We start from the raw sequence: 22,982 nt of genomic DNA on the forward strand, positions 1-22,982 counted from the left end.
CGATGCAGGCCGTTTTCAAGAAAGAGAATTAATAACACTATGGCGCAATTTTACGTTGCAAAACAGCGCGTGACGACGCAACAACGGATCACCGTCACCATTGAGGCGCTCGATCCGTATGGACAAGGGGTGGCTCGTCATATGGGCAAAACCCTTTTTGTCGCCGGAGCCCTGCCTGGTGAACAGGCGGAGATTGTGCTGACAGAGGATAAACGTCAATTTGCCCGGGCGAAAGTGACACGACTGATTAGTCGCAGTCCGGCCCGCGTCACGCCGCGCTGCCCGCACTATGAACGCTGCGGTGGCTGCCAGCAGCAGCATGCGGATGTGGCGCTGCAACAGCAAAGCAAAACCCAGGCGCTGAGCCGGATGCTGAGCCAGGCCGCGGCACAAAACGTGGCGGTAGATGAGGTTATCGCCGGTCAGCCGTGGGGCTATCGTCGTCGCGCTCGTCTGGGTCTGCAATGGCAAAATAGGGCGCAGCGGTTGCTGATGGGATTCCGCCAGGCGGCCAGCAACGATCTGGTCGATATTCAACAATGCCCCATTTTAGCGCCCGAACTTGAGGCGTTACTGGTTCCGCTACACCAGTGTCTCAGCGGATTGCGGGCTGGCAGGCGTCTTGGGCATGTGGAACTGGTGCTGGCGGACAACGGCCCGCTGATGGTTCTGCGCCATCTTGATGCGCTGCATGCGAATGACCGTGAAAAACTGGAACAGTTTTCGCATAAGCATCAGCTGATGCTGTTCCTGGATGCAGGTGATGCAGAATTGACCTCTTTAAGTGCTTTGACGCCGTTTTATCAGGCTCATCAGCTTAAGCTAACCTTTAACCCACAGAATTTTATTCAGGTTAACGATGGCGTCAATCAGCAGATGGTGGCAAAGGCGATCACCTGGCTCGATCTGCAACCGGAAGATCGGGTGCTGGATCTGTTTTGCGGCATGGGAAACTTCACACTTCCTATAGGAATCTTCGTACATAATGTGGTTGGTGTGGAGGGGATTACAGCATTAGTGCGGCAGGCAGCGTATAATGCTGATTTGAATAATCTTAAAAATGTCAGTTTCTTTCAGCATAATCTGGAAGAGGACATGTCGCGCCAGCCGTGGGCGGCACAGGGATTTGACAAGGTTTTACTCGATCCGGCACGCGCCGGGGCTGCGGGCGTCATGACGCATCTGGTTAAACTTGCACCAGAACGCGTGGTCTATGTTTCGTGTAATCCCACTACACTCGCCCGCGACAGCCAGATGTTGCTGTCGGCAGGCTACCAATTGGAAAGGGTCGCAATGCTGGATATGTTCCCACATACCCGTCATCTCGAATCCATGGTGCTGTTCAGAAAAATATAAGCGATGTATGTCGTTGTGCAGGAGAGGTTATGGTTGCGGTCAGAAGTGCGCATTTAAATACTGAGGGGGATTTCGCCCTCGACCAGTGGATCGCCAGTCTCGGTATTGCCAACCCGCAATCATGTCAACGCGTTGCCGAGACCTGGCGCTACTGCGAAGCGCAGACGCAGGGCCATCCCGATCAGTCGCTGCTGCTGTGGCGTGGTATCGAGATGGTAGAAATTCTCTCAATGCTCAGCATGGATATTGAAAGCCTGTGTGCGGCGCTGATTTTCCCGCTGGCTAACGATGAAGTGGTGAGTGAGGAAGAGCTGGAAAACGCCGTCGGTAAAGGCATCGTCTCGCTGGTACACGGCGTACGCGACATGGACGCCATCCGCCAGTTGAAAGCGATTCACAATGACTCCATGGCCTCTGAACAGGTGGATAACGTCCGGCGCATGCTGCTGGCGATGGTGGAAGATTTTCGCTGCGTGGTGCTGAAGCTGGCCGAACGCATCATGAACCTGCGCGAAATGAAAGATGCACCAGAAGATGAACGGGTGCTGGCTGCTAAAGAGAGCACCAACATCTATGCGCCGCTGGCTAACCGTCTCGGTATTGGTCAGTTGAAATGGGAGCTGGAAGATTACTGTTTCCGCTATCTTCATCCCGACGAATATAAGCGCATTGCCAAATTACTGCATGAGCGGCGGATCGACCGTGAGCAATACATCGATAACTTTGTTAGCAATCTGCGCAAAGAGATGGCCAAAGAGGGCGTTCGCGCCGAAGTCTATGGTCGTCCGAAACATATCTACAGTATCTGGCGCAAGATGCAGAAGAAGTCGCTGGCTTTTGATGAGCTGTTTGACGTCCGGGCGGTTCGTATCGTGGCCGACCGCCTGCAGGATTGTTATGGCGCGCTGGGTACGGTGCACACCCTCTATCGCCATCTGCCCAGCGAGTTTGATGACTACGTCGCTAACCCCAAACCAAACGGCTACCAGTCAATTCACACCGTGGTGTTAGGGCCGCAGGGCAAAACGGTAGAGATTCAGATCCGTACCCGCCAGATGCATGAAGATGCTGAACTGGGCGTAGCGGCGCACTGGAAATATAAAGAGGGGCCCACCTCCAGCAGTGCGCGTGGTGCGGCCGGTCATGAAGAGCGAATCGCCTGGCTGCGTAAGCTGATCAGCTGGCAGGAAGAGATGGCAGACTCTGGCGAGCTGCTGGAAGAAGTCCGCAGCCAGGTGTTTGACGACCGGGTCTACGTCTTTACCCCGAAAGGCGACGTGGTAGATCTGCCGGCCGGATCGACGCCGCTCGACTTTGCCTACCATATTCACAGTGACATCGGTCACCGCTGTATTGGCGCGAAAATTGGTGGCCGCATCGTGCCGTTCACCTACCAGCTGCAGATGGGTGATCAGGTTGAAGTGATTACCCAGAAACAGCCGAATCCGAGCCGTGACTGGCTCAATCCGAATCTGGGTTACATCACCACCAGCCGTGGACGCTCGAAAATCCATAACTGGTTCCGCAAGCAGGATCGCGACAAGAACATTATCGCCGGACGGCAGATTCTGGATAACGAACTGAATCAGCTCGATATCAGCCTGCGTGAAGCGGAAAAACTGCTGTTGCCGCGCTACAACGTGACCTCACTTGAAGAGCTGCTGGCGGCGATTGGCGGCGGTGATATTCGTCTCAACCAGATGGTCAATTTCCTGCAGGCGAAGCTCAACAAACCGAGTGCCGAAGAGGAAGATCGCGAAGCGCTGCGCCAGCTGACGCAGAAATCGTACACGCAGCCCGCACGCAAAGAGAGTGGACGCGTAGTGGTAGAAGGCGTGGGCAATCTGATGCATCACATTGCTCGCTGCTGCCAGCCGATTCCGGGGGATGATATTGTTGGCTTCATCACCCAGGGACGCGGCATCTCGATTCACCGCGCTGACTGTGACCAGCTGGCTGAACTGATTTCGCATGCGCCGGAACGTATCGTTGATGCGGTGTGGGGCGAAAGCTACTCCAGCGGTTATTCGCTGGTGGTGCGCGTGACGGCTAACGATCGCAGCGGCTTACTGCGTGATATCACCACCATTCTCGCCAACGAGAAAGTCAATGTGCTGGGTGTCTCAAGTCGCAGCGATACCAAAAAGCAGCTGGCGACCATCGATATGGATATTGAGATCTACAACCATCAGGTACTGGGACGTGTCCTGGCGCGCCTGAATCAGGTCTCTGATATCATTGACGCTCGCCGCCTGCACTGATATTCAGTCAGGCACTGAAGCAACCGGCAGCAGGAGGTTGCGCGGGCATTTTCTGCATCATGACCGACTGCCGGATGCGGTTTACCCCATCCGGCAGTGCACGCCTCGCGTCGTCGCCTGTTGCCTGTCATCTGACTAATCAAGGAGCCTCCTGAATGAACGCGATTGAGCGCCTGCTTGGCATAATGAAAACCCTGCGCGATCCCCAATATGGCTGTCCGTGGGATCGTGAACAGACCTTCGCCACCCTCGCGCCCTATACGCTGGAAGAGACTTACGAGGTGCTCGACGCCATTCAGCGCCAGGATTTTGACGATCTGCGCGGTGAGTTGGGCGACTTGCTGTTTCAGGTAGTGTTTTATGCTCAGATGGCCAGCGAACAGGACCACTTTAATTTTGAGGATATCTGCCACGCGATCAGCGACAAACTGGAGCACCGTCATCCGCACATTTTTGGTGATGCTATAGCAGAAACCAGCAGCGAGGTGCTGAAAAACTGGGAAGCGATAAAAACTGCCGAGCGGGCTGATAAAGCCCAGCATTCAGCGCTGGACGATATCCCTAAGGCACTGCCTGCACTGATGCGCGCTCACAAGATTCAGAAACGCTGTCACAATGTCGGATTCGACTGGACCACACTGGGGCCGGTGGTGGCTAAAGTGCATGAAGAGATTGATGAAGTGATGCACGAGGCGCAGCAGAGCGTGGTGGATGGCGATAAGCTGGAAGAGGAGATTGGCGACCTGCTGTTCGCTACGGTCAACCTGTCGCGTCATCTTGGCAGTAAAGCGGAAACCGCTCTGCAAAAGGCCAATGATAAGTTTGAGCGCCGATTCCGCGAAGTCGAAGCGATCATTGCGGCACAGGGACTAAGTATGCCGGGTGCCACGCTGGAGCAGATGGAAGCCGCCTGGCAGCAGGTAAAATCGGGCGAAAAGCGCTGATTATTCCATCGCTGAGCATAAATTAGCCGTTTAGCTTACTCGATTCAGCCGTGCAGCAACTTTGTGACGCACATCAACATTTCATCGGCGGCTATCGGCTATGTTAGCCGCAGCAATGCGTTGGAGGATGGCTGTGATTCATCAATTGTGGCTGATAGCGGTTTCCAGTATACTGTTTTCCCGTCCTGGTTATTCCACCGTCTTTAAACCTAAACTCTCAGGTTCAGCATGACAACGAATTATATTTTTGTGACCGGCGGGGTCGTTTCCTCTCTGGGTAAAGGCATTGCCGCAGCCTCCCTCGCAGCCATTCTCGAAGCCCGTGGTCTGAACGTGACCATCATGAAGCTGGACCCGTATATCAACGTAGATCCAGGCACCATGAGCCCGACGCAGCACGGTGAAGTTTTCGTCACTGATGACGGCGCTGAAACCGATCTCGATTTGGGTCACTACGAGCGCTTCATCCGTACCAAAATGTCGCGCCGTAACAACTTCACCACTGGCCGTATCTACTCAGAAGTCCTGCGCAAAGAGCGCCGTGGCGACTATCTGGGCGCGACCATTCAGGTTATCCCGCACATCACCAACGCCATCAAAGAACGCATTATTGAAGGCGGTGAAGGTCATGATGTGGTGCTGGTCGAAATCGGCGGCACGGTCGGAGATATCGAATCACTGCCGTTCCTGGAAGCGATTCGCCAGATGGCCGTTGATGTGGGCCGCGAACACACCATGTATATGCACCTGACGCTGGTGCCGTATATGGCGGCTGCCGGTGAAGTGAAAACCAAACCGACCCAGCACTCGGTGAAAGAGCTGCTGTCGATTGGTATCCAGCCAGATGTGCTGATTTGCCGTTCTGACCGTGCCGTACCGGCCAACGAACGTGCCAAAATCGCGCTGTTCTGTAACGTCCCTGAAAAAGCCGTTATCTCGCTGAAAGACGTTGATTCCATCTACAAGATTCCTGGCATGCTGAAATCGCAGGGGCTGGATGACTATATCTGCAAGCGCTTCAACCTGAATGCACCGGAAGCTAACCTGGCCGAGTGGGAGCAGGTGATCTACGAAGAAGCCAATCCGGGTGGTGAAGTCACCATCGGTATGGTGGGCAAGTATGTTGAATTGCCGGATGCCTATAAGTCCGTCATCGAAGCGCTGAAACATGGCGGCCTGAAAAATCGCGTCACCGTGAACATCAAACTGATCGATTCGCAGGATGTTGAATCACGCGGTGTCGAATTATTGAAAGATTTGGATGCGATTCTGATCCCAGGTGGCTTTGGTTACCGTGGTGTTGAAGGCAAGCTGATGACTGCGCAGTACGCACGTGAAAACAACGTGCCGTATCTCGGCATCTGCCTGGGCATGCAAGTCGCACTAATGGAGTTCGCCCGCAATGTCGCTGGTATGCAGGGCGCCAACTCCACAGAATTTGTGCCAGACTGTAAATACCCGGTGGTGGCGTTAATCACCGAATGGCGTGACGAAGATGGCAACGTCGAAGTCCGCAGCGAACAGAGCGATCTGGGCGGCACCATGCGTCTGGGCAGCCAGCAGTGTCAATTAACGCCGGGCAGCCAGGTTCGCCAGCTTTACGGCTCTGATACCATCGTTGAACGCCATCGTCACCGCTATGAAGTGAACAATATGCTTTTAAAGCAGATTGAAGCAGCCGGTCTGCGCGTAGCGGGTCGCTCTGGTGATGATCAACTGGTTGAGATTATCGAGATTCCAAACCATCCATGGTTTGTCGCTTGCCAGTTCCACCCTGAGTTTACCTCGACCCCACGCGACGGCCATCCGTTGTTTGCCGGCTTTGTTAAAGCCGCGCATGAGCATCAGAAGCGTTTAGCGAAGTAAGTTTCACAGGCAGCGCGCGAACTTTTCGCGCGTTGTTTGTCTTAGGATTGACTAACTTGTACTGAGGAAAATCGTAATGTCCAAAATCGTAAAAGTCATCGGTCGCGAAATTATCGACTCACGTGGTAACCCGACTGTTGAAGCTGAAGTGCATCTGGAAGGCGGTTTCGTAGGCCTGGCAGCTGCGCCATCAGGTGCCTCTACTGGTTCACGCGAAGCGCTGGAACTGCGTGACGGTGACAAATCACGTTTCCTGGGTAAAGGCGTAACCAAAGCCGTTGCTGCGGTAAACGGTCCGATTGCTGAAGCGGTAAAAGGCAAAGACGCGAAAGATCAGGCGAACATCGACAAGATCATGATCGACCTGGACGGTACTGAGAACAAATCTAACTTCGGTGCTAACGCCATCCTGGCCGTTTCACTGGCAGCGGCTAAAGCCGCAGCAGCCTCTAAAGGTCAGCCGCTGTATGAGCATATCGCTGAACTGAACGGTACCCCAGGCAAATACTCAATGCCACTGCCAATGATGAACATCATCAACGGCGGCGAACATGCCGACAACAACGTCGATATCCAGGAATTCATGATTCAGCCGGTTGGCGCTGCGAACCTGAAAGAAGCTATCCGTATGGGTTCTGAAGTGTTCCACAACCTGGCAAAAGTGCTGAAAAGCAAAGGCATGAGCACCGCAGTCGGTGACGAAGGTGGTTATGCACCAAACCTGGGTTCCAACGCCGAAGCACTGGCTGTTATCGCTGAAGCGGTAAAAGCAGCAGGCTACGAGCTGGGCAAAGATATCACCCTGGCGATGGACTGTGCGGCATCTGAGTTCTACAAAGATGGCAAATACGTTCTGGCCGGTGAGGGCGGTAAAGCGTTCACCTCTGAAGAGTTCACCCACTTCCTGGAAGATCTGACTAAGCAGTATCCGATCGTTTCTATCGAAGATGGCCTGGACGAATCTGACTGGGATGGCTTTGCTTACCAGACCAAAGTACTGGGCGACAAAATCCAGCTGGTGGGTGACGACCTGTTTGTAACCAACACCAAAATCCTGAAAGAAGGTATCGATAAAGGTATCGCTAACTCCATTCTGATTAAATTCAACCAGATCGGTTCTCTGACCGAAACCCTGGCTGCGATCAAAATGGCGAAAGATGCGGGCTACACTGCCGTGATCTCTCACCGTTCAGGCGAAACCGAAGATGCAACCATCGCTGACCTGGCGGTAGGTACTGCAGCGGGCCAGATCAAAACCGGTTCAATGAGCCGTTCTGACCGTGTTGCTAAGTACAACCAGCTGATCCGCATCGAAGAAGCGCTGGGTTCTAAAGCGCCATTCAACGGTCTGAAAGAAGTTAAAGGCCAGTAATGACTCTGTGCGGATGTCGCTTAATGCGGCATCGCATAATTTGAAAGCCCCGCCCTATGCGGGGCTTTTGCTTTTTCGTGTCGCGCCGCTGTTGTTGTGCGGCACACGCTGGCATAATCAGCGCCCCGAGCTATCCAGGCGAGTAAAAAATGTTCTACCCGATTAACGAAATGTTCCAGACACTGCAGGGCGAAGGTTATTACACCGGCGTGCCTGCCATCTTCATTCGCTTGCAGGGATGCCCGGTGGGCTGTAGCTGGTGCGATACCAAACACACCTGGGAAAAGCGGGCAGAACGGGAGACGTCACTGGGCGATATTTTGATCAAGACGGTGGAAAGCGATGCCTGGGGGGATGCCGACGCGGCGACCCTGGTGAGTGCCATTGAGCAGCAGGGCTGGACGGCGCGTCACGTGGTGATCACTGGCGGTGAACCGGCGATTTACGACCTGCGTCCGTTAACCTATGCGCTGGAACAGCACGGTTTCCAGTGCCAGATCGAGACCAGTGGCACCCATGAGATTCACTGTTCTGAGCAGACCTGGGTGACCGTCTCCCCGAAGGTCAACATGCGCGGCGGCTACGATGTTCTGCCCCAGGCGCTGAGCCGGGCCGATGAAATCAAACATCCGGTGGCACGCGAGCGTGATGTGGAAGCGCTGGATTTGCTGCTGGCAGGGATTAGTGACACCAAAGCCCGTATCATCGCCCTGCAGCCGATCAGTCGTAAAGATGATGCAACCCGACTCTGCATTGAGACCTGCATTGCACGTAACTGGCGTCTGTCGATGCAGACCCACAAATATCTCAATATCGCCTGATAAAGCTGTGGTTTGATCCGTTAACCACAGGGAAGCGGTGTACGTCAGACGCGGGACGCAGAGGAAAACAACGTCGGATCGAAGGGTTCGATCCGACAGGGTTAGCCGCGGTAAACGCAGCCCGCAGTACAGGTTTCTTTTATCATGACCGCGCTTAACAGTGGCAGTTGCGGCTTCATCTGCTCCCAGATCCATTTTGCCAGCACTTCGCTGGTGGGATTTTCCAGGCCAGGAATATCATTCAGGTAGTAGTGGTCCAGCCGATTGTAGACCGGCTTAAACGCCGCCTTCAGTTCAGCAAAATCCATAACCCAGCCGGTATGCGCATCCACTTCGCCGGTAATCTCCAGACGAACCAGGAACGAATGACCGTGCAGACGGCCACATTTGTGTCCGGCCGGCACATTCGGTAAATGGTGCGCGGCTTCGAACTGGAACTCTTTAAACAAGGTGGTAGACATAGTGGTTCTCAGACATTAAAAAACCGCTGAATTCTACCTGATAACCGTTTTTATCGCACCCGCACCGCACAAAGCGATCCTTTTCACACCCTATTGCCGACAGGTATCCAACCCATTAACGACTATCTTTTCGCCTGACTTACCACTTTTAATGATTACCTCTACCTGTAAAACCATTTAGTCATTTTGGTTATTTGATATGTCGAAGGTGTATTTAATCGTTAATATACGGACCGGTAACCTACGCACTCTTCCGCCATTTTACGGTCCGGACTTCAGATACTGGAATTTTTAACGCGATGACGACTCAGGCACCTGGTTCAATGCTTCCGCTCTCCCCGGAACAACTCGCCCGCTTACAGGCGGCTACGACAGATTATTCCCCGACTCAACTGGCATGGCTGTCAGGTTATTTCTGGGGCCGGGTAGAACAGACGCCAGGTAGCGCCGTTGCCAGCAGCACACCCGCTCCGGTTGCAGCACCTGCCATTACGCTGCTTTCTGCTTCCCAGACCGGCAACGCCCGTCGTCTGGCTGAGCAGTTGCGTGATGACCTGCTGGCCGCGAAACTGAACGTAAACCTTGTGAATGCCGGTGATTACAAGTTCAAACAGATTAGCCAGGAAAAAATGCTGGTGGTCGTGACCTCGACTCAGGGCGAAGGCGAACCGCCAGAAGAGGCGGTAGCGCTACATAAATTCCTGATGTCGAAAAAGGCGCCGAAAATGGAGGGTGCCGCCTTCGCAGTGTTTGGCCTGGGCGACACTTCTTATGAATTCTTCAGTCAGGCGGGCAAAGATTTTGACAGCCGTCTGGCAGAACTGGGCGGCGAGCGGCTGCTGGATCGGGTTGATGCGGATGTTGAGTATGCGGAGCAGGCCGCGGCATGGCGCATTGCGCTGACAGACATTCTCAAACAGCGCGTTCCGACCGAATCCCCGGCGCAGGCTGAGGCGACAGCGGCAGGCAGCATCAATGAAGTCACCACCAGCCCCTATACTAAAGAGTCACCGCTCAGCGCCAGTCTGGCCGTGAATCAGAAAATTACCGGACGTGACTCAGACAAAGATGTGCGCCATATCGAAATCGATCTGGGCGACTCCGGTCTGCGTTACCAGCCCGGTGATGCGCTGGGCGTCTGGTATGAAAACGATGCGGCACTGGTCAGCGAACTGCTGGCGCTGGTCTGGCTGAAAGGGGATGAGCCGGTAGAGATTCAGGGCAAAACTTTGCCTCTGGCTGAGGCACTGCAAAAACATCTCGAGCTGACGGTTAACACTGCGCAAATCGTGGCGCAATACGCCCAGCTGTCACGCAACGCAGAGCTGCTGTCGCTGGTGGATGATAAAGCCAGGCTGCAGCACTATGCACAGCACTATCCGATTGTGGATATGGTGCGTCTGGCACCGGCTGAACTTAGCGCTGAACAACTGACCGGACTGCTGCGACCGCTGACGCCGCGACTCTACTCTATCGCCTCGTCACAGGCTGAAACGGATACCGAAGTCCATATCACTGTGAGTGCTGTCCGCTTTGATATTGAAGGTCGTCAGCGCGGCGGCGGTGCATCGACCTGGCTGGCCGATCGTATCGAAGAAGAGGGCGAAGTACGGCTCTTCATCGAGCACAACGACAATTTCCGCCTGCCAGCTAATCCGGATGCGCCGGTGATCATGATTGGCCCGGGCACCGGCATCGCGCCGTTCCGCGCCTTTATGCAGCAGCGCGACAACGACGGGGCCAGCGGCAAAAACTGGCTATTCTTTGGCAATCCCCATTTCACCGACGATTTTCTCTATCAGGTGGAATGGCAGAAGTATGTTAAGGATGGTCTGCTGACCCATATCGACCTTGCCTGGTCACGCGATCAGGCAGAGAAGATTTACGTACAGGATAAGATCCGCGCGAAAGGGGCCGAAGTCTGGCGCTGGATTGAAGAGGGCGCGCATCTTTATGTCTGTGGCGACGCGAATCGTATGGCAAAAGACGTCGAGCAGGCACTGCTGGATGTGGTGGTCGAACACGGCGGAATGGATCGTGAAACGGCCGACGAATTTTTAAGTGAGCTGCGCATTGAGCGCCGTTATCAGCGAGACGTTTACTAATGAGCGATAAACACCCTGGACCGCTGGTTGTAGAAGGCAAATTAGCAGACGCTGAGCGTCTGAAAAAGCAGAGCAACTATCTGCGCGGCACCATCAAAGAAGATCTGGAAGAGGGGCTGACAGGCGGCTTTACTGGCGACAACTTCCTGCTTATCCGTTTTCACGGCATGTACCAGCAGGACGATCGCGACATTCGTGCCGAACGTGCGGAGCAGAAGCTGGAGCCGCGCCACGCCATGATGCTGCGTTGCCGACTGCCGGGCGGCATTATTACGCCGACCCAGTGGCTGGCTATCGACAAATTTGCCACCGATAAAACCCTTTATGGCAGCATCCGTCTGACCAACCGTCAGACCTTTCAGTTTCACGGCATTCTGAAGAAGAACGTCAAGCCGACGCATCAGATGCTGCATGAAGTGGGGCTGGATGCGCTGGCGACCGCCAACGATGTCAACCGTAACGTGCTCTGTACGTCGAATCCGGTTGAGTCGGAGCTGCATCAGGAAGCGTATGAGTGGGCGAAGAAGCTTTCTGAGCATCTGCTGCCGCGCACCCGTGCCTACGCAGAGATCTGGTGGGATAAGGAAAAAGTGGCCACCACCGACGAAGAGCCGATCCTCGGTCAAACCTACCTGCCACGTAAATTCAAAACCACCGTAGTGATCCCGCCGCATAACGATGTGGATCTGCACGCCAACGATCTCAACTTTGTCGCTGTCGCCGAACACGGCAAACTGGTGGGTTTTAACCTGCTGGTGGGTGGCGGGCTGTCGATTGAGCACGGTAACAAAGCGACCTATGCGCGCACTGCCAGCGAGTTTGGTTACTTCCCGGTAGAGAAGATCCTCGACGTTGCCGAGGCGGTCGTGACGACCCAGCGTGACTGGGGTAACCGAACCGACCGTAAAAACGCGAAAACCAAGTACACCCTGGAACGCGTTGGCGTCGAGACCTTTAAAGCGGAAGTTGAAAAACGCGCAGGCGTGACGTTTGAGCCAATCCGGCCGTATGAGTTCACCACCCGTGGCGATCGTATAGGCTGGATTAAAGGTATCGACAACAAATGGCATCTGACGCTGTTTATCGAAAACGGTCGCCTGCTCGACTATCCGGGCCGACCGCTGAAAAGCGGCATCGCGGAAATTGCGAAAATCCATCAGGGCGACTTCCGCCTGACTGCCAACCAGAACCTGATTGTGGCGGGCGTGCCGGAAAGCGAAAAGGCGCAGATTGAAGCGATCGCCCGCGAACATGGTCTGATGGATCATGTGACGCCACAGCGCGAAAACTCCATGGCCTGCGTTGCGTTCCCGACCTGTCCGCTGGCGATGGCAGAAGCCGAACGCTTCCTGCCCGCGTTTGTGACCAAAGTCGAGGGCATCATGCACGCGCATGGCGTCGGCGATGAGCACATCGTGTTACGCGTTACCGGTTGTCCGAACGGTTGCGGCCGTGCAATGCTGGCTGAGCTGGGTCTGGTGGGTAAAGCGCCAGGCCGCTACAACCTGCATCTGGGCGGAAACCGCAGCGGAACGCGTATTCCCCGTATGTACCGTGAAAACATTAACGAAAGCGAAATTCTCGCCACCATTGATGAGCTGGTGGGACGCTGGGCCACCGAACGCCAGGCCGCTGAAGGCTTTGGTGACTTCACCATCCGCGCAGGCATTGTTGCGCCGGTGCTGGACCCGGCACGCGACTTCTGGGAGGAAGCAAAATGAGTCAGCTTGACCTCGCAGCACTGAATGAGATGTCCAAAGTCCAGCGTGCGATGGCGCTGGCCGCGACCAATGCACAGCTGGAGAAGTCATCAGCAGAAGAGCGGGTCAGCTGGGCGCTGGAGAATTTACCGGGCGCCTACGTGCTCTCCTCCAGTTTCGGTATTCAGGCCGCGGTGTCGCTGCATCTGGTGACGCGTCAGCAGCCCGATATTCCGGTGATCCTGACCGACACTGGCTATCTGTTCCCGGAGACCTACCGTTTTATTGATGAACTGGCAGATCAGCTCAATCTCAACCTCAACGTGTTCCGCGCCGAAACTTCACCGGCCTGGCAGGAAGCGCGCTACGGTAAACTGTGGGAGCAGGGTGTCGAGGGGATTGAGAAATATAACGAGATCAACAAAGTCGAGCCAATGAATCGCGCTATCGAAACCCTGGGCGCGCAGACCTGGTTTGCCGGATTGCGCCGCGGCCAGTCCGGTAGCCGGGCGAATCTGCCGGTGCTGGGCGTCCAGCGTGGCGTCTTTAAGCTACTGCCGATTATCGACTGGGATAACCGCCAGATTCATCAATACCTGGAACAGCATAAGCTGAAGTACCATCCGCTGTGGGATGAAGGCTACCTTTCGGTGGGTGATACCCATACCACCCGCAAGTGGGAGCCGGGTATGGCAGAAGAAGAGACGCGCTTCTTTGGTCTCAAGCGCGAGTGCGGGCTGCACGAAGGCTAACGCAGGATTTCTCTCCCTGAATACAGGGAGAGAAGCGCCCCGGTTTGCCAGGGTGGACAGTTAAACGCCTTGTAATCCGGCAAACGCCTCCGCTGCCCGGGTCACATTCACTTTTGTCACCTCATATTGCGCTACGGCGACAAATGGGTCTTCCGCTAACATCGCATCCAGCCGTTCACGCTCGATATCCCTGACCAGCAACATGCCGCCTGTGCGCGGATCTTTACGACCCGCGGCAATAAAAAAGCCCGCTTCAAAATAGCGATTGAGCCATTCGATATGGGCTGCCAGCAGCACTTCAACTTCTTCTATTGGACGAACGTAATTCAGAAAGACCACGTACATGTCAGATCCTTACACTTTGGGATTAGTCAGTTCACTGACAAGCGGCAGCAGTACGCGGACGCTGTCGCGGGTTCGCAAGGCTATCTGACCTGGCAGCCAGCGGTCGAGATAGCTTAGATTATCCATGTCAGTCTGATGGCGGGTGACGCCATCAGGAAAGTGGTGGCTGCGATGACGCTGCAGCGCGCCATCGTTGTTACCCAGCGTCCAGTTACCGGCGGTCACATCCAGCAGCGGAAAGCCTGCCTTGTCGAAGGCATTCAGACCATTGAAGTCCTTACGATTCAGCTGATGACTGGCAGCGGGAATACCCTGCTGACGTGCCAGTGACAGAGCGCGATCGCTGGTCTGCTTGCGCACCGCCCGGGGCGTATTCATACCGCTATTGAAATAGAGATGATCGCCGGTTATCAGGCTATTCAGATCGATGACCAGCAGGGTGTTCTTTTTCTCACGCGTGCTCATTCGCTCAACATAATCATCCATGCCGTGCAGATCGGCTTGTCCGGCGCTCAGCGCCACAAAGCGGATGCCATAGTGCAGTGGTTTGTGACTCAGCTGCTGCGCCAGCTCCAGCATCACGCCAAGACCCGACGCATTATCATCGACGCCCTGCAGGCGTAAGCCGCCCAGATTGTGGTGGGCCTGGCTGCTATTTTGCGGCGTCCAGGTATCCAGATGTGCCACGATCAGAATCTCCTGCGGCACGCTGCCTGCACGCGCGGCAATCACCGAGGTGGCCGTGAGCTTATGCCAGCGCTGCGTGCCGTCATCTTCCTGCCACTTATAGCCGGTGTTGAACTGACGGGTATTGGTCTTATAACCCAACGCGGTAAATTGCTGTTGCAGGTAATCTGCTGCCATCAGCTCAGCCGGACTGCCGCTCATCCGGCCAGGAAAATAAGTGGCGATATGCCGAACCTGTTGCTCGGCAAACTCACCCGGTGGGGTGGCCAGAGCCAGCGGGGAGATGAGTGCGCCAAACAAAACTGTCGCTACCCTCAAGCGGAGGGAACAAAACATAGTACATCCTTCTTTTCATTATCCAGGAGCCGAGCGGCATGCGGCACAGGGCCGGTCATGCCGGGCGTATTATACCCTTTTTGTCCCGCGAGTTTGTTAGCGGAATCGGGCGCTGCTTCAACCGAAACCGTGAACGGGCGTTTATCGCGGGCACTTATCTGCTTTTGCTGCTGCAGGCACGGTCTTAAATATGTGAGCCTGTTCACGAAAAAGCCATTAAATTTCATCCGTTAAGAAGAAATTGTTCTGTGCTTTACGGCGTTGTTATTCCATTCGGTAACTACTCATTCCAATTCGTAATTTCATCTGGATAAACTCAGCAACGTATAGTCGCGTTAATACAAAGTTAAAACATCAAGGTTAACGTGGACTATCTGCCTCTTTTTGCCGATCTTTCTGGCCGCCCGGTTCTGGTTGTCGGCGGTGGAGATATTGCGGCGCGAAAAATTGAACTGCTGCGTCGTGCGCGTGCGCGCGTTCAGATCGCCGCACGTGAACTCTGCCCGGAACTGCAGGCATTGCTGGATAACCAGCAGCTGGAGTGGCTGGCGACCGCGTTTGATCCGGCCCAGCTGGATAGCGTTTTCCTGGTGATTGCCGCCACCGACGACAATCATCTCAACGCCCAGGTTTTTGAAGCCGCTAATGCGCGGCAGAAGCTGGTCAACGTGGTGGATGACCAGCCCAAATGCAGCTTTATCTTCCCTTCGATTGTTGACCGCTCACCGCTGGTGGTAGCGATCTCTTCCAGTGGCACCGCACCGGTGCTGGCACGGATGCTGCGTGAAAAGCTTGAAACGTTGCTACCCGCGAGCCTGGGCCAGATGGCTGAGGTCGCCGGACTCTGGCGCGATAAAGTCAAACAACGCTTCAGCCGCATGTCTGACCGTCGCCGTTTCTGGGAGCGGGCCTTTGATGGTCTGTTCGCCAGTCAGATGTCAGCCGGTAATGTCGATGAGGCGAAACGCACACTTGACCGTGAACTGCTGGAAGAGCCGACCCGTCAGGGCGAGATCTTTCTGGTGGGGGCCGGGCCGGGCGACAGCGGCCTGCTGACGCTGCGTGGTTTGCAGGTAATGCAGTTAGCCGATGTGGTGCTCTATGACCATTTGGTCAGTGATGAGGTGCTGGAGCTGGTGCGCCGCGATGCCGATCGCATCTGCGTCGGCAAACGGGCGGGTGCGCATTCGGTGCCGCAGGAAGAAACCAATCAGATGCTGGTCGCGCTGGCGCTTAAAGGCAAGCGGGTAGTCCGCCTCAAGGGCGGCGATCCCTTTATCTTTGGCCGGGGCGGTGAAGAGCTGCAGGCGGCGCAGCAGGCGGGTATTCCGTTCCAGGTGGTGCCCGGTGTCACCGCAGCTGCCGGTGCCACTGCCTATGCCGGTATTCCGCTGACGCACCGTGATTACGCGCAGAGCGTGATGTTTATTACCGGTCACTGCCGTCCCGATGGCGATGATATTGACTGGCCATCGCTGGCGCGCGCGCGCCAGACGCTGGCGATCTACATGGGCACGGTTAAAGCGGCTGCCATCAGCGAGGCGCTGATTCAGCATGGTCGCGCGGCGTTGACGCCGGTCGCGGTGATCAGTCGCGGCACCCGCCAGGATCAACAGGTGCTGACTGGCACCTTAGAACAACTCGAGGCGCTGGCCGCCTCGGCACCCACTCCGGCGCTGCTGGTGATCGGAGAAGTGGTTAATCTGCACGGGCAACTCGCCTGGTTTAAACATTCAGCACAGCAGGGGGCTCGCGAGTCCGCCGTTGTCAATCTGGCTTGAGGGAAAATCATGGACCAAAAACGACTCACTCATCTGCGTCAACTGGAGGCGGAGAGTATCCATATCATTCGCGAAGTGGCGGCGGAGTTCAGCAACCCGGTGATGATGTACTCCATCGGCAAAGACTCGTCGGTCATGCTGCATCTGGCGCGTAAAGCTTTTTACCCAGGTACGCTGCCGTTCCCGTTACTGCATGTGGATACCGGCTGGAAATTCCGTGAAATGTACGAGTTTCGTGACCGCACCGTGAAAGCGATGGGCGCAGAGTTGCTGGTTCATCGCAATCCCGAAGGCGTGGCGATGGGGATTAACCCCTTTGTCCATGGTAGTGCCAAACACACTGACATCATGAAAACCGAAGGGCTGAAGCAGGCGCTGAACAAATATGGTTTTGATGCCGCTTTTGGCGGCGCACGCCGTGATGAAGAGAAGTCACGTGCCAAAGAGCGTATTTATTCATTTCGTGATCGTTTCCATCGCTGGGACCCAAAAAACCAGCGCCCTGAGCTGTGGCACAACTACAACGGCCAGATCAACAAGGGTGAAAGCATTCGCGTCTTCCCGCTGTCGAACTGGACGGAACTGGATATCTGGCAGTACATCTTCCTGGAAAACATCGAGATCGTGCCGCTCTATCTCGCTGCGCCACGTCCGGTGCTGGAGCGTGATGGCATGCTGATGATGATTGATGACGATCGCATCAACCTGCAGCCGGGTGAAGAGATCACCGAACGGATGGTTCGTTTCCGTACGCTCGGCTGCTGGCCACTGACTGGCGCGGTAGAGTCCGGGGCGCAGACGCTGCCGGCGATCATTGAAGAGATGCTGGTTTCCACCACCAGCGAGCGTCAGGGCCGCATGATCGACCGCGATCAGTCCGGCTCGATGGAACTGAAAAAACGTCAGGGTTATTTCTAAGGAGACGCCAGATGAATACTGTAATTGCACAACAGATTGCCGACCAGGGCGGCGTTGAAGCCTGGCTCACCACCCAACAGCATAAGAGCCTGTTGCGTTTTCTGACCTGCGGCAGCGTTGATGACGGAAAAAGTACCCTGATTGGACGTTTGTTGCACGACACCCGACAGATCTATGAAGATCAGCTTTCATCGCTGCACAACGACAGCAAACGTCACGGCACGCAGGGCGAGAAGCTCGATCTGGCGCTGCTGGTAGATGGCCTGCAGGCTGAGCGTGAGCAGGGCATTACTATTGATGTCGCTTACCGCTATTTCTCGACCGAAAAGCGAAAATTTATTATCGCTGACACGCCGGGACATGAGCAGTACACCCGCAACATGGCGACTGGCGCATCAACCTGCGATCTGGCGATCCTGCTGATCGATGCCCGTAAGGGCGTGCTGGATCAGACCCGCCGCCACAGCTTTATCTCGACGCTGCTGGGGATCAAACACCTGGTAGTGGCGATCAATAAGATGGATCTGGTGGAATACGATCAGGCGCGCTTTGAGCAGATCAAACAGGATTACCTCGATTTTGCTGCCCAGCTGCCTGCAGACCTTGATATCCGCTTTGTACCGATGTCGGCGCTGGAAGGGGATAACGTTGCCTCCGCCAGTCAGACCATGCCGTGGTACAGCGGCCCGACACTGCTGGATGTGCTGGAAAACGTGGCGCTGAAGCGTGTAGTCGATCATCAGCCGATGCGTTTCCCGGTGCAATATGTTAACCGTCCTAACCTGGATTTCCGTGGCTATGCCGGTACCCTGGCGTCAGGCAGCGTGCAGGTAGGCCAGCGGGTTAAAGTGCTGCCCTCTGGCGTGGAGTCGACCATTGCCCGCATCGTGACTTTTGATGGCGATCTGCAGGAAGCGGGGGCAGGCGAAGCGATCACCCTGGTGCTGCAGGATGAGATTGATATCAGCCGTGGCGATCTGCTGGTGGATGCCAGCGAAGCGCTGTCTGCGGTGCAATCTGCCAGCGTTGACGTGGTGTGGATGGCGGAACAGCCGCTGCAGGCTGGTCAGAGCTATGACCTGAAAATCGCCGGTAAGAAAACCCGTGGCCGGGTAGAGAAGGTGCTGCATCAGGTCGAGATTAATTCGCTGGAAACGCGTCAGGTCGATACGCTGCCGCTGAACGGAATCGGTCGCATAGAGGTAACCTTTGATGAACCGATGGTGCTCGACAGCTATCAGCAGAATCCGGTGACCGGCGGCATGATCTTTATCGATCGCCTGAGCAATGTCACCGTGGGTGCCGGCATGATCCATCAGCCAAACCAGGATGCCCCGGTTCACACCGGCGAGTTCAGCGCATTTGAGCTGGAATTGAATGCGCTGGTGCGCCGTCACTTCCCACACTGGAACGCGCGCGACCTGCTGGGCGGTCAATAATGGCTCTGCACGATGATAACGTGGTGTGGCATGACCATCCGGTAACACGCGCCTCACGCGAAAAGCAGCACGGCCATCAGGGCGTGGTGCTGTGGTTCACCGGGCTTTCAGGCTCGGGGAAATCCACGGTCGCAGGCGCGCTGGAGCAGGCGCTGCACCGCATTGGTGTCAGCACCTATCTGCTGGATGGCGACAATGTGCGCCACGGCTTGTGCCGTGACCTCGGTTTCAGCGATGACGACCGCAAAGAGAACATTCGTCGGGTCGGTGAAGTGGCGAAACTGATGGTGGATGCCGGGCTCGTGGTGCTCACCGCCTTTATTTCGCCGCATCGCGCCGAGCGTCAGATGGTGCGCGACCTGCTGGAGCCAGGGCAGTTTATTGAGGTGTTTGTCGATACGCCATTAGCCGTGTGTGAAGCGCGCGATCCGAAAGGGTTATATCGCAAAGCGCGCGCCGGTGAGCTGCGTAATTTCACCGGCATCGACAGTGTCTATGAGGCGCCGGATAGTCCGGAAATCCAGCTGGATGGCGAACAATTGGTTACAAAAGTAGCCGCCCAATTGTTAGACCTGCTGCGTGACCGCGATATCATTAAATCCTGAAGAGACAGCGGCAAATGGTTTCTGGTTTGCCGCCCTCGCGCCAACAGGATGCCTATGCAGAACATTACCCCAATGCTCATTCGTAAAGATGACTCCGCCCCGGATGAACCGCGCTCACTGCTGCCGGGCGGCGTTATCGGCTTTCTCGCTTACGGGTGCGCGTTGGCGTTCCCTTTCCTGCTGTTCGGCTCTAACACGCTGTTCTTCTTTCTTTATACCTGGCCATTCTTTCTGGCGCTGCTGCCGGTTGCCGTGGTCACAGGTATTGCACTGAATACACTGCTCAGCGGACAGTGGCTCTGGGCCGCGCTCGCCACAGTGATTATGGTGGTCACGCTCTTCTGGTTAATGTTCTCATTTCTCTCCGGCTGGTAAGCCGTCACTGCGCCCGTGCTGATGTGCAAACGCATCGGCAGGTTACAAATCTTTTCCCGTCAGAATCGGTACTGATTGCGCACACGCGCAGCAAAGCACGCCATTTTCTCGGCTGGTGTGGAGTCCTGTGCAAAGTTATGGGATGATTGGGCCGTTTTTAGGGGGCGGGATGGGAAAACTGACGTTACTGTTATTGGTGCTGCTTGGCTGGCTGCAATATTCGTTGTGGCTGGGGAAAAATGGCATCCATGACTATACGCGCGTCAATGATGATGTCGCGGTGCAACAGGCAAACAATGCCAAACTGAAATCGCGAAACGATCAGCTGTTTGCCGAAATTGACGATCTCAATGGCGGCTCGGAAGCGATCGAGGAGCGTGCACGCAATGAACTGGGCATGATTAAGCCTGGTGAGACTTTCTATCGCCTGGTGCCTGACCAGAACAAACGCAACGCGCAACAAGCTGCGCAAAACCAACAACGATAAAAACATGAACACTCTGGCCTCCCTTGCGGATGTGATTGCCGTGGTGCCCGCTGCCGGGATCGGCAGCCGCATGCAGGCAACCTGTCCTAAGCAGTATCTGACGATTGGTCAGCACACCCTTCTGGAACACAGCATTGCGCGTCTGTTTTCCCATCCCGCCATCAAACAGGTTATTGTTGCCCTCAGCCCTGATGACCAGCACTTCGCTTCACTGCCGCTGGCACGCGATCCGCGCGTGCTCAGGGTGACAGGCGGAGAGACGCGCGCCGAATCGGTGCTGGCCGGATTGCAGGCCGCGCAGGGTTCAGCCTGGGTGCTGGTCCATGACGCTGCGCGTCCCTGTCTGCATCCCGACGATCTTCAGCAACTGCTCAACGTGCGTCAACAGAGCCACGTGGGCGGGATTCTGGCTGCGCCCGTGCGCGATACCATGAAACGGGGCGAGCCGGGCAAAGCCGCAGTGGCCCATACCGTAGAGCGCGACGATCTCTGGCACGCTTTGACGCCGCAATTTTTTCCGCATGCGCTGCTCACCGCCTGCCTGACGCGGGCGCTGGCGGAAGGCGCAACCATCACCGATGAAGCCTCGGCGCTGGAGTATTGCGGCTACCATCCGCTGCTGGTCAGCGGACGCAGTGATAACATCAAAGTCACCCGGCCAGAAGATCTGGCGCTGGCGGCTTTTTATCTGAGTCAGATTCAATTAAAGGAGAGCGCATGATGCGTATCGGTCACGGTTTTGACGTTCACGCCTTTGGCGGAGAAGGTCCGTTAGTGATTGGCGGTGTGCGGATCCCGTTTGAGCAGGGTTTTATCGCCCATTCGGATGGCGATGTGGCGCTGCATGCGCTGACTGACGCGCTGCTGGGCGCAGTGGCGATGGGCGATATCGGCAAGCTGTTTCCTGACACCGATCCGGCCTTTAAAGGGGCAGATAGCCGGGGCCTGCTGCGTGAGGCCTGGCGTCGTATCGAAGCCAAAGGCTATCGCATCGGGAACGTCGACGTCACGATTATTGCGCAGGCACCGAAAATGCTGCCGCACGTGCCGCAGATGCGAATCAACATCGCAGAAGATCTGGGCTGCCACATGGATGCGGTTAACGTTAAAGCGACCACCACCGAGAAGCTCGGCTTTACCGGGCGTGGTGAAGGCATCGCCTGTGAAGCGGTGGCGTTAGTACTGAAAGCGGATAGCCAATGATTCTGAATTACCTGCACGGCACGCCCGCGGCCACCGGCGTGATCAAAGCCAATCCGGAAGATTTCGTGGTGGTGGAAGATCTCGGTTATGGCGCGGATGGTGAAGGTGAGCACCTGCTGGTGCGTATCCGTAAAGTGGGGGCGAATACCCGCTTTGTGGCTGAGGCGCTGGCTAAGTACCTCGGTGTTCATCAGCGCGACATGAGTTATGCCGGAATGAAAGACCGCCATGCCGTGACTGAACAGACCCTCTGTTTTCGCTTACCAGGTAATGCAATGCCCGATCTGCGCGGTTTCGCGCTGGAAGGGGTCGAGATCCTGCAGGCGGTGCGCCACAAACGTAAGCTACGCATTGGCGCACTGGCGGGGAATGCGTTCCGTCTGATCATCCGTCAGATCAGTGACCGTGATGCGGTTGAAACGCGTCTGGCGCAGATTCGCGATGCGGGCGTGCCGAACTATTTTGGTGAACAGCGTTTTGGTCGCGGTGGCAACAACCTGGTGATGGCAGAGAAGTGGGCGCGCAATGAGATCATCATACGCGACCGCAACAAGCGCAGCCTGATGCTCTCTGCCGCGCGCAGTGCGCTGTTTAATCAGGTGACCAGTGCGCGTTTGCAACAGCAGGGCGGACTGACTCAGGTGCTTAACGGCGATGCGTTGCAGCTGACCGGGCGAGGCAGCTGGTTTGTCGCACAGCCTGAAGAACTGGCTGAATCACAGCGCCGGGTTGATCAGCATGAGCTGCGCATCACCGCGCCGCTACCGGGAGGCGGCGAACCGGGCCCGCAGGCTGACGCGCTGGCTTTTGAACAGCAGACGCTGGCTGATGACACGCTGCTGCCCGGACTGATTGAACGAGAGAAGGTCGATGCAGCACGCCGCGCTATGCTGGTGGTGCCGCGCGATATGCAGTGGAGCTGGTGGGATGACGTTACGCTGGAACTGGCGTTCTGGCTGCCCGCGGGCAGCTTTGCCACCAGCGTAGTCCGGGAACTGCTGACTCACGCAGAGTCGCCCGATCAGCCTGATGAGTAATCTTTGTCGCAACATTACCCGCAGTGTGGATAATGTTGTGGCAAACCCCCACCGTCGTGTGATTTACGCCTACCACTTCCTTGCGCGCCTCGCTAGAATGCAAAAATCGCTGTCCATTCCTCACCTGTTGC

21 protein-coding genes are annotated in these 22,982 nt (G+C 55.9%); 18 read left to right on the forward strand and 3 right to left on the reverse strand.

The genetic code is table 11. The features are described 5' to 3' along the window. Window positions 1-39: 39 nt before the first annotated feature. The 6 genes from rlmD (at window position 40) to queE (ending at window position 8,620) form a co-directional block, all read left to right on the forward strand. Window positions 40-1,356: a 23S rRNA (uracil(1939)-C(5))-methyltransferase RlmD gene (gene rlmD, locus WFO64_RS12125; RefSeq protein ID WP_337011988.1), complete on the forward strand. Its 1,317-nt coding sequence runs from the start codon at window positions 40-42 to the stop codon at window positions 1,354-1,356. Window positions 1,357-1,385: 29 nt separating this feature from the next. Beyond that, window positions 1,386-3,617 carry a GTP diphosphokinase gene (gene relA / locus WFO64_RS12130; protein WP_337011990.1) on the forward strand — a complete coding sequence of 744 codons (2,232 nt, stop codon included), beginning with the start codon at window positions 1,386-1,388 and terminating at the stop codon, window positions 3,615-3,617. A gap of 155 nt (window positions 3,618-3,772) precedes the next feature. Continuing rightward, window positions 3,773-4,561, forward strand: coding sequence for a nucleoside triphosphate pyrophosphohydrolase (mazG, locus tag WFO64_RS12135; RefSeq protein ID WP_337011992.1), 789 nt, complete (start codon window positions 3,773-3,775; stop codon window positions 4,559-4,561). Window positions 4,562-4,789: 228 nt separating this feature from the next. Further along, a complete protein-coding gene (gene pyrG / locus WFO64_RS12140; RefSeq protein ID WP_337011994.1) occupies window positions 4,790-6,427 on the forward strand; it encodes a glutamine hydrolyzing CTP synthase in 1,638 nt (545 codons plus the stop codon). A 76-nt stretch (window positions 6,428-6,503) separates the two neighbouring features. Next, entirely contained in the window at window positions 6,504-7,799 is a 1,296-nt protein-coding gene (gene eno, locus WFO64_RS12145) for a phosphopyruvate hydratase (RefSeq protein WP_008927112.1), read from the forward strand. Window positions 7,800-7,948: 149 nt separating this feature from the next. Next, the gene (queE, locus tag WFO64_RS12150) at window positions 7,949-8,620 is read left to right on the forward strand and encodes a 7-carboxy-7-deazaguanine synthase QueE (RefSeq protein WP_337011997.1); all 672 of its coding nucleotides are present in this window, start codon (window positions 7,949-7,951) and stop codon (window positions 8,618-8,620) included. Window positions 8,621-8,721: 101 nt separating this feature from the next. Here the strand turns inward: queE and queD are convergent, their stop codons facing one another. Further along, entirely contained in the window at window positions 8,722-9,081 is a 360-nt protein-coding gene (gene queD / locus WFO64_RS12155) for a 6-carboxytetrahydropterin synthase QueD (RefSeq protein ID WP_337012000.1), read from the reverse strand. Window positions 9,082-9,380: 299 nt separating this feature from the next. Here queD and cysJ point away from each other — a divergent pair, with 299 nt between their 5' ends. Genes cysJ through WFO64_RS12170 form a run of 3 tightly spaced genes read left to right on the forward strand, consistent with a single transcriptional unit; the run spans window position 9,381 to window position 13,638 of the window. After that, the gene (cysJ, locus tag WFO64_RS12160) at window positions 9,381-11,186 is read left to right on the forward strand and encodes an NADPH-dependent assimilatory sulfite reductase flavoprotein subunit (RefSeq protein WP_337012002.1); all 1,806 of its coding nucleotides are present in this window, start codon (window positions 9,381-9,383) and stop codon (window positions 11,184-11,186) included. Further along, window positions 11,186-12,907, forward strand: a complete 1,722-nt coding sequence (gene cysI / locus WFO64_RS12165; RefSeq protein WP_337012004.1) for an assimilatory sulfite reductase (NADPH) hemoprotein subunit — start codon at window positions 11,186-11,188, stop codon at window positions 12,905-12,907. The genes cysJ and cysI overlap by 1 nt, the downstream gene beginning before the upstream one ends. Continuing rightward, the gene (locus tag WFO64_RS12170; protein ID WP_337012006.1) at window positions 12,904-13,638 is read left to right on the forward strand and encodes a phosphoadenylyl-sulfate reductase; all 735 of its coding nucleotides are present in this window, start codon (window positions 12,904-12,906) and stop codon (window positions 13,636-13,638) included. The genes cysI and WFO64_RS12170 overlap by 4 nt, the downstream gene beginning before the upstream one ends. A gap of 60 nt (window positions 13,639-13,698) precedes the next feature. Here the strand turns inward: WFO64_RS12170 and WFO64_RS12175 are convergent, their stop codons facing one another. Beyond that, the gene (locus tag WFO64_RS12175; RefSeq protein ID WP_337012008.1) at window positions 13,699-13,983 is read right to left on the reverse strand and encodes a YciI family protein; all 285 of its coding nucleotides are present in this window, start codon (window positions 13,981-13,983) and stop codon (window positions 13,699-13,701) included. Window positions 13,984-13,992: 9 nt separating this feature from the next. Further along, window positions 13,993-15,006: an aminopeptidase gene (locus tag WFO64_RS12180; RefSeq protein ID WP_337012010.1), complete on the reverse strand. Its 1,014-nt coding sequence runs from the start codon at window positions 15,004-15,006 to the stop codon at window positions 13,993-13,995. Between the two features lie 365 nt (window positions 15,007-15,371). Between WFO64_RS12180 and cysG the strand changes: the two genes are divergently transcribed. From cysG to truD, 9 genes are all read left to right on the forward strand, one after another. Next, window positions 15,372-16,787: a siroheme synthase CysG gene (cysG, locus tag WFO64_RS12185; RefSeq protein ID WP_337012012.1), complete on the forward strand. Its 1,416-nt coding sequence runs from the start codon at window positions 15,372-15,374 to the stop codon at window positions 16,785-16,787. A gap of 9 nt (window positions 16,788-16,796) precedes the next feature. Then, entirely contained in the window at window positions 16,797-17,705 is a 909-nt protein-coding gene (gene cysD, locus WFO64_RS12190) for a sulfate adenylyltransferase subunit CysD (protein WP_337012014.1), read from the forward strand. 11 nt (window positions 17,706-17,716) lie between these two features. Beyond that, window positions 17,717-19,144, forward strand: a complete 1,428-nt coding sequence (gene cysN, locus WFO64_RS12195; RefSeq protein WP_337012016.1) for a sulfate adenylyltransferase subunit CysN — start codon at window positions 17,717-17,719, stop codon at window positions 19,142-19,144. Continuing rightward, the gene (gene cysC, locus WFO64_RS12200; RefSeq protein ID WP_337012018.1) at window positions 19,144-19,749 is read left to right on the forward strand and encodes an adenylyl-sulfate kinase; all 606 of its coding nucleotides are present in this window, start codon (window positions 19,144-19,146) and stop codon (window positions 19,747-19,749) included. The genes cysN and cysC overlap by 1 nt, the downstream gene beginning before the upstream one ends. A gap of 54 nt (window positions 19,750-19,803) precedes the next feature. Then, a complete protein-coding gene (locus tag WFO64_RS12205; protein WP_337012019.1) occupies window positions 19,804-20,124 on the forward strand; it encodes a DUF3561 family protein in 321 nt (106 codons plus the stop codon). 169 nt (window positions 20,125-20,293) lie between these two features. Then, window positions 20,294-20,611: a cell division protein FtsB gene (gene ftsB, locus WFO64_RS12210; RefSeq protein ID WP_013358867.1), complete on the forward strand. Its 318-nt coding sequence runs from the start codon at window positions 20,294-20,296 to the stop codon at window positions 20,609-20,611. Window positions 20,612-20,615: 4 nt separating this feature from the next. Further along, the gene (ispD, locus tag WFO64_RS12215) at window positions 20,616-21,332 is read left to right on the forward strand and encodes a 2-C-methyl-D-erythritol 4-phosphate cytidylyltransferase (RefSeq protein ID WP_337012020.1); all 717 of its coding nucleotides are present in this window, start codon (window positions 20,616-20,618) and stop codon (window positions 21,330-21,332) included. Next, window positions 21,332-21,814 (forward strand): 2-C-methyl-D-erythritol 2,4-cyclodiphosphate synthase, encoded by a 483-nt coding sequence (gene ispF / locus WFO64_RS12220; RefSeq protein WP_010248541.1) that lies wholly within the window; start codon window positions 21,332-21,334, stop codon window positions 21,812-21,814. Before ispD ends, ispF begins: the two co-directional genes overlap by 1 nt. Beyond that, window positions 21,811-22,851: a tRNA pseudouridine(13) synthase TruD gene (gene truD / locus WFO64_RS12225; RefSeq protein ID WP_337012022.1), complete on the forward strand. Its 1,041-nt coding sequence runs from the start codon at window positions 21,811-21,813 to the stop codon at window positions 22,849-22,851. Before ispF ends, truD begins: the two co-directional genes overlap by 4 nt. Window positions 22,852-22,982 lie beyond the last annotated feature (131 nt).

It is taken from the genome of Pantoea sp. AS142 (assembly GCF_037152305.1).
GTDB lineage: Bacteria > Pseudomonadota > Gammaproteobacteria > Enterobacterales > Enterobacteriaceae > Pantoea.

Coding starts and splice junctions, on each gene's coding strand:
- rlmD (WP_337011988.1), top strand. CDS start 40: ATGGCGCAATTTTACGTTGCAAAACAGCGCGTGACGACGCAACAACGG.
- relA (WP_337011990.1), top strand. CDS start 1,386: ATGGTTGCGGTCAGAAGTGCGCATTTAAATACTGAGGGGGATTTCGCC.
- mazG (WP_337011992.1), top strand. CDS start 3,773: ATGAACGCGATTGAGCGCCTGCTTGGCATAATGAAAACCCTGCGCGAT.
- pyrG (WP_337011994.1), top strand. CDS start 4,790: ATGACAACGAATTATATTTTTGTGACCGGCGGGGTCGTTTCCTCTCTG.
- eno (WP_008927112.1), top strand. CDS start 6,504: ATGTCCAAAATCGTAAAAGTCATCGGTCGCGAAATTATCGACTCACGT.
- queE (WP_337011997.1), top strand. CDS start 7,949: ATGTTCTACCCGATTAACGAAATGTTCCAGACACTGCAGGGCGAAGGT.
- queD (WP_337012000.1), bottom strand. CDS start 9,081: ATGTCTACCACCTTGTTTAAAGAGTTCCAGTTCGAAGCCGCGCACCAT.
- cysJ (WP_337012002.1), top strand. CDS start 9,381: ATGACGACTCAGGCACCTGGTTCAATGCTTCCGCTCTCCCCGGAACAA.
- cysI (WP_337012004.1), top strand. CDS start 11,186: ATGAGCGATAAACACCCTGGACCGCTGGTTGTAGAAGGCAAATTAGCA.
- WFO64_RS12170 (WP_337012006.1), top strand. CDS start 12,904: ATGAGTCAGCTTGACCTCGCAGCACTGAATGAGATGTCCAAAGTCCAG.
- WFO64_RS12175 (WP_337012008.1), bottom strand. CDS start 13,983: ATGTACGTGGTCTTTCTGAATTACGTTCGTCCAATAGAAGAAGTTGAA.
- WFO64_RS12180 (WP_337012010.1), bottom strand. CDS start 15,006: ATGTTTTGTTCCCTCCGCTTGAGGGTAGCGACAGTTTTGTTTGGCGCA.
- cysD (WP_337012014.1), top strand. CDS start 16,797: ATGGACCAAAAACGACTCACTCATCTGCGTCAACTGGAGGCGGAGAGT.
- cysN (WP_337012016.1), top strand. CDS start 17,717: ATGAATACTGTAATTGCACAACAGATTGCCGACCAGGGCGGCGTTGAA.
- cysC (WP_337012018.1), top strand. CDS start 19,144: ATGGCTCTGCACGATGATAACGTGGTGTGGCATGACCATCCGGTAACA.
- WFO64_RS12205 (WP_337012019.1), top strand. CDS start 19,804: ATGCAGAACATTACCCCAATGCTCATTCGTAAAGATGACTCCGCCCCG.
- ftsB (WP_013358867.1), top strand. CDS start 20,294: ATGGGAAAACTGACGTTACTGTTATTGGTGCTGCTTGGCTGGCTGCAA.
- ispD (WP_337012020.1), top strand. CDS start 20,616: ATGAACACTCTGGCCTCCCTTGCGGATGTGATTGCCGTGGTGCCCGCT.
- ispF (WP_010248541.1), top strand. CDS start 21,332: ATGCGTATCGGTCACGGTTTTGACGTTCACGCCTTTGGCGGAGAAGGT.
- truD (WP_337012022.1), top strand. CDS start 21,811: ATGATTCTGAATTACCTGCACGGCACGCCCGCGGCCACCGGCGTGATC.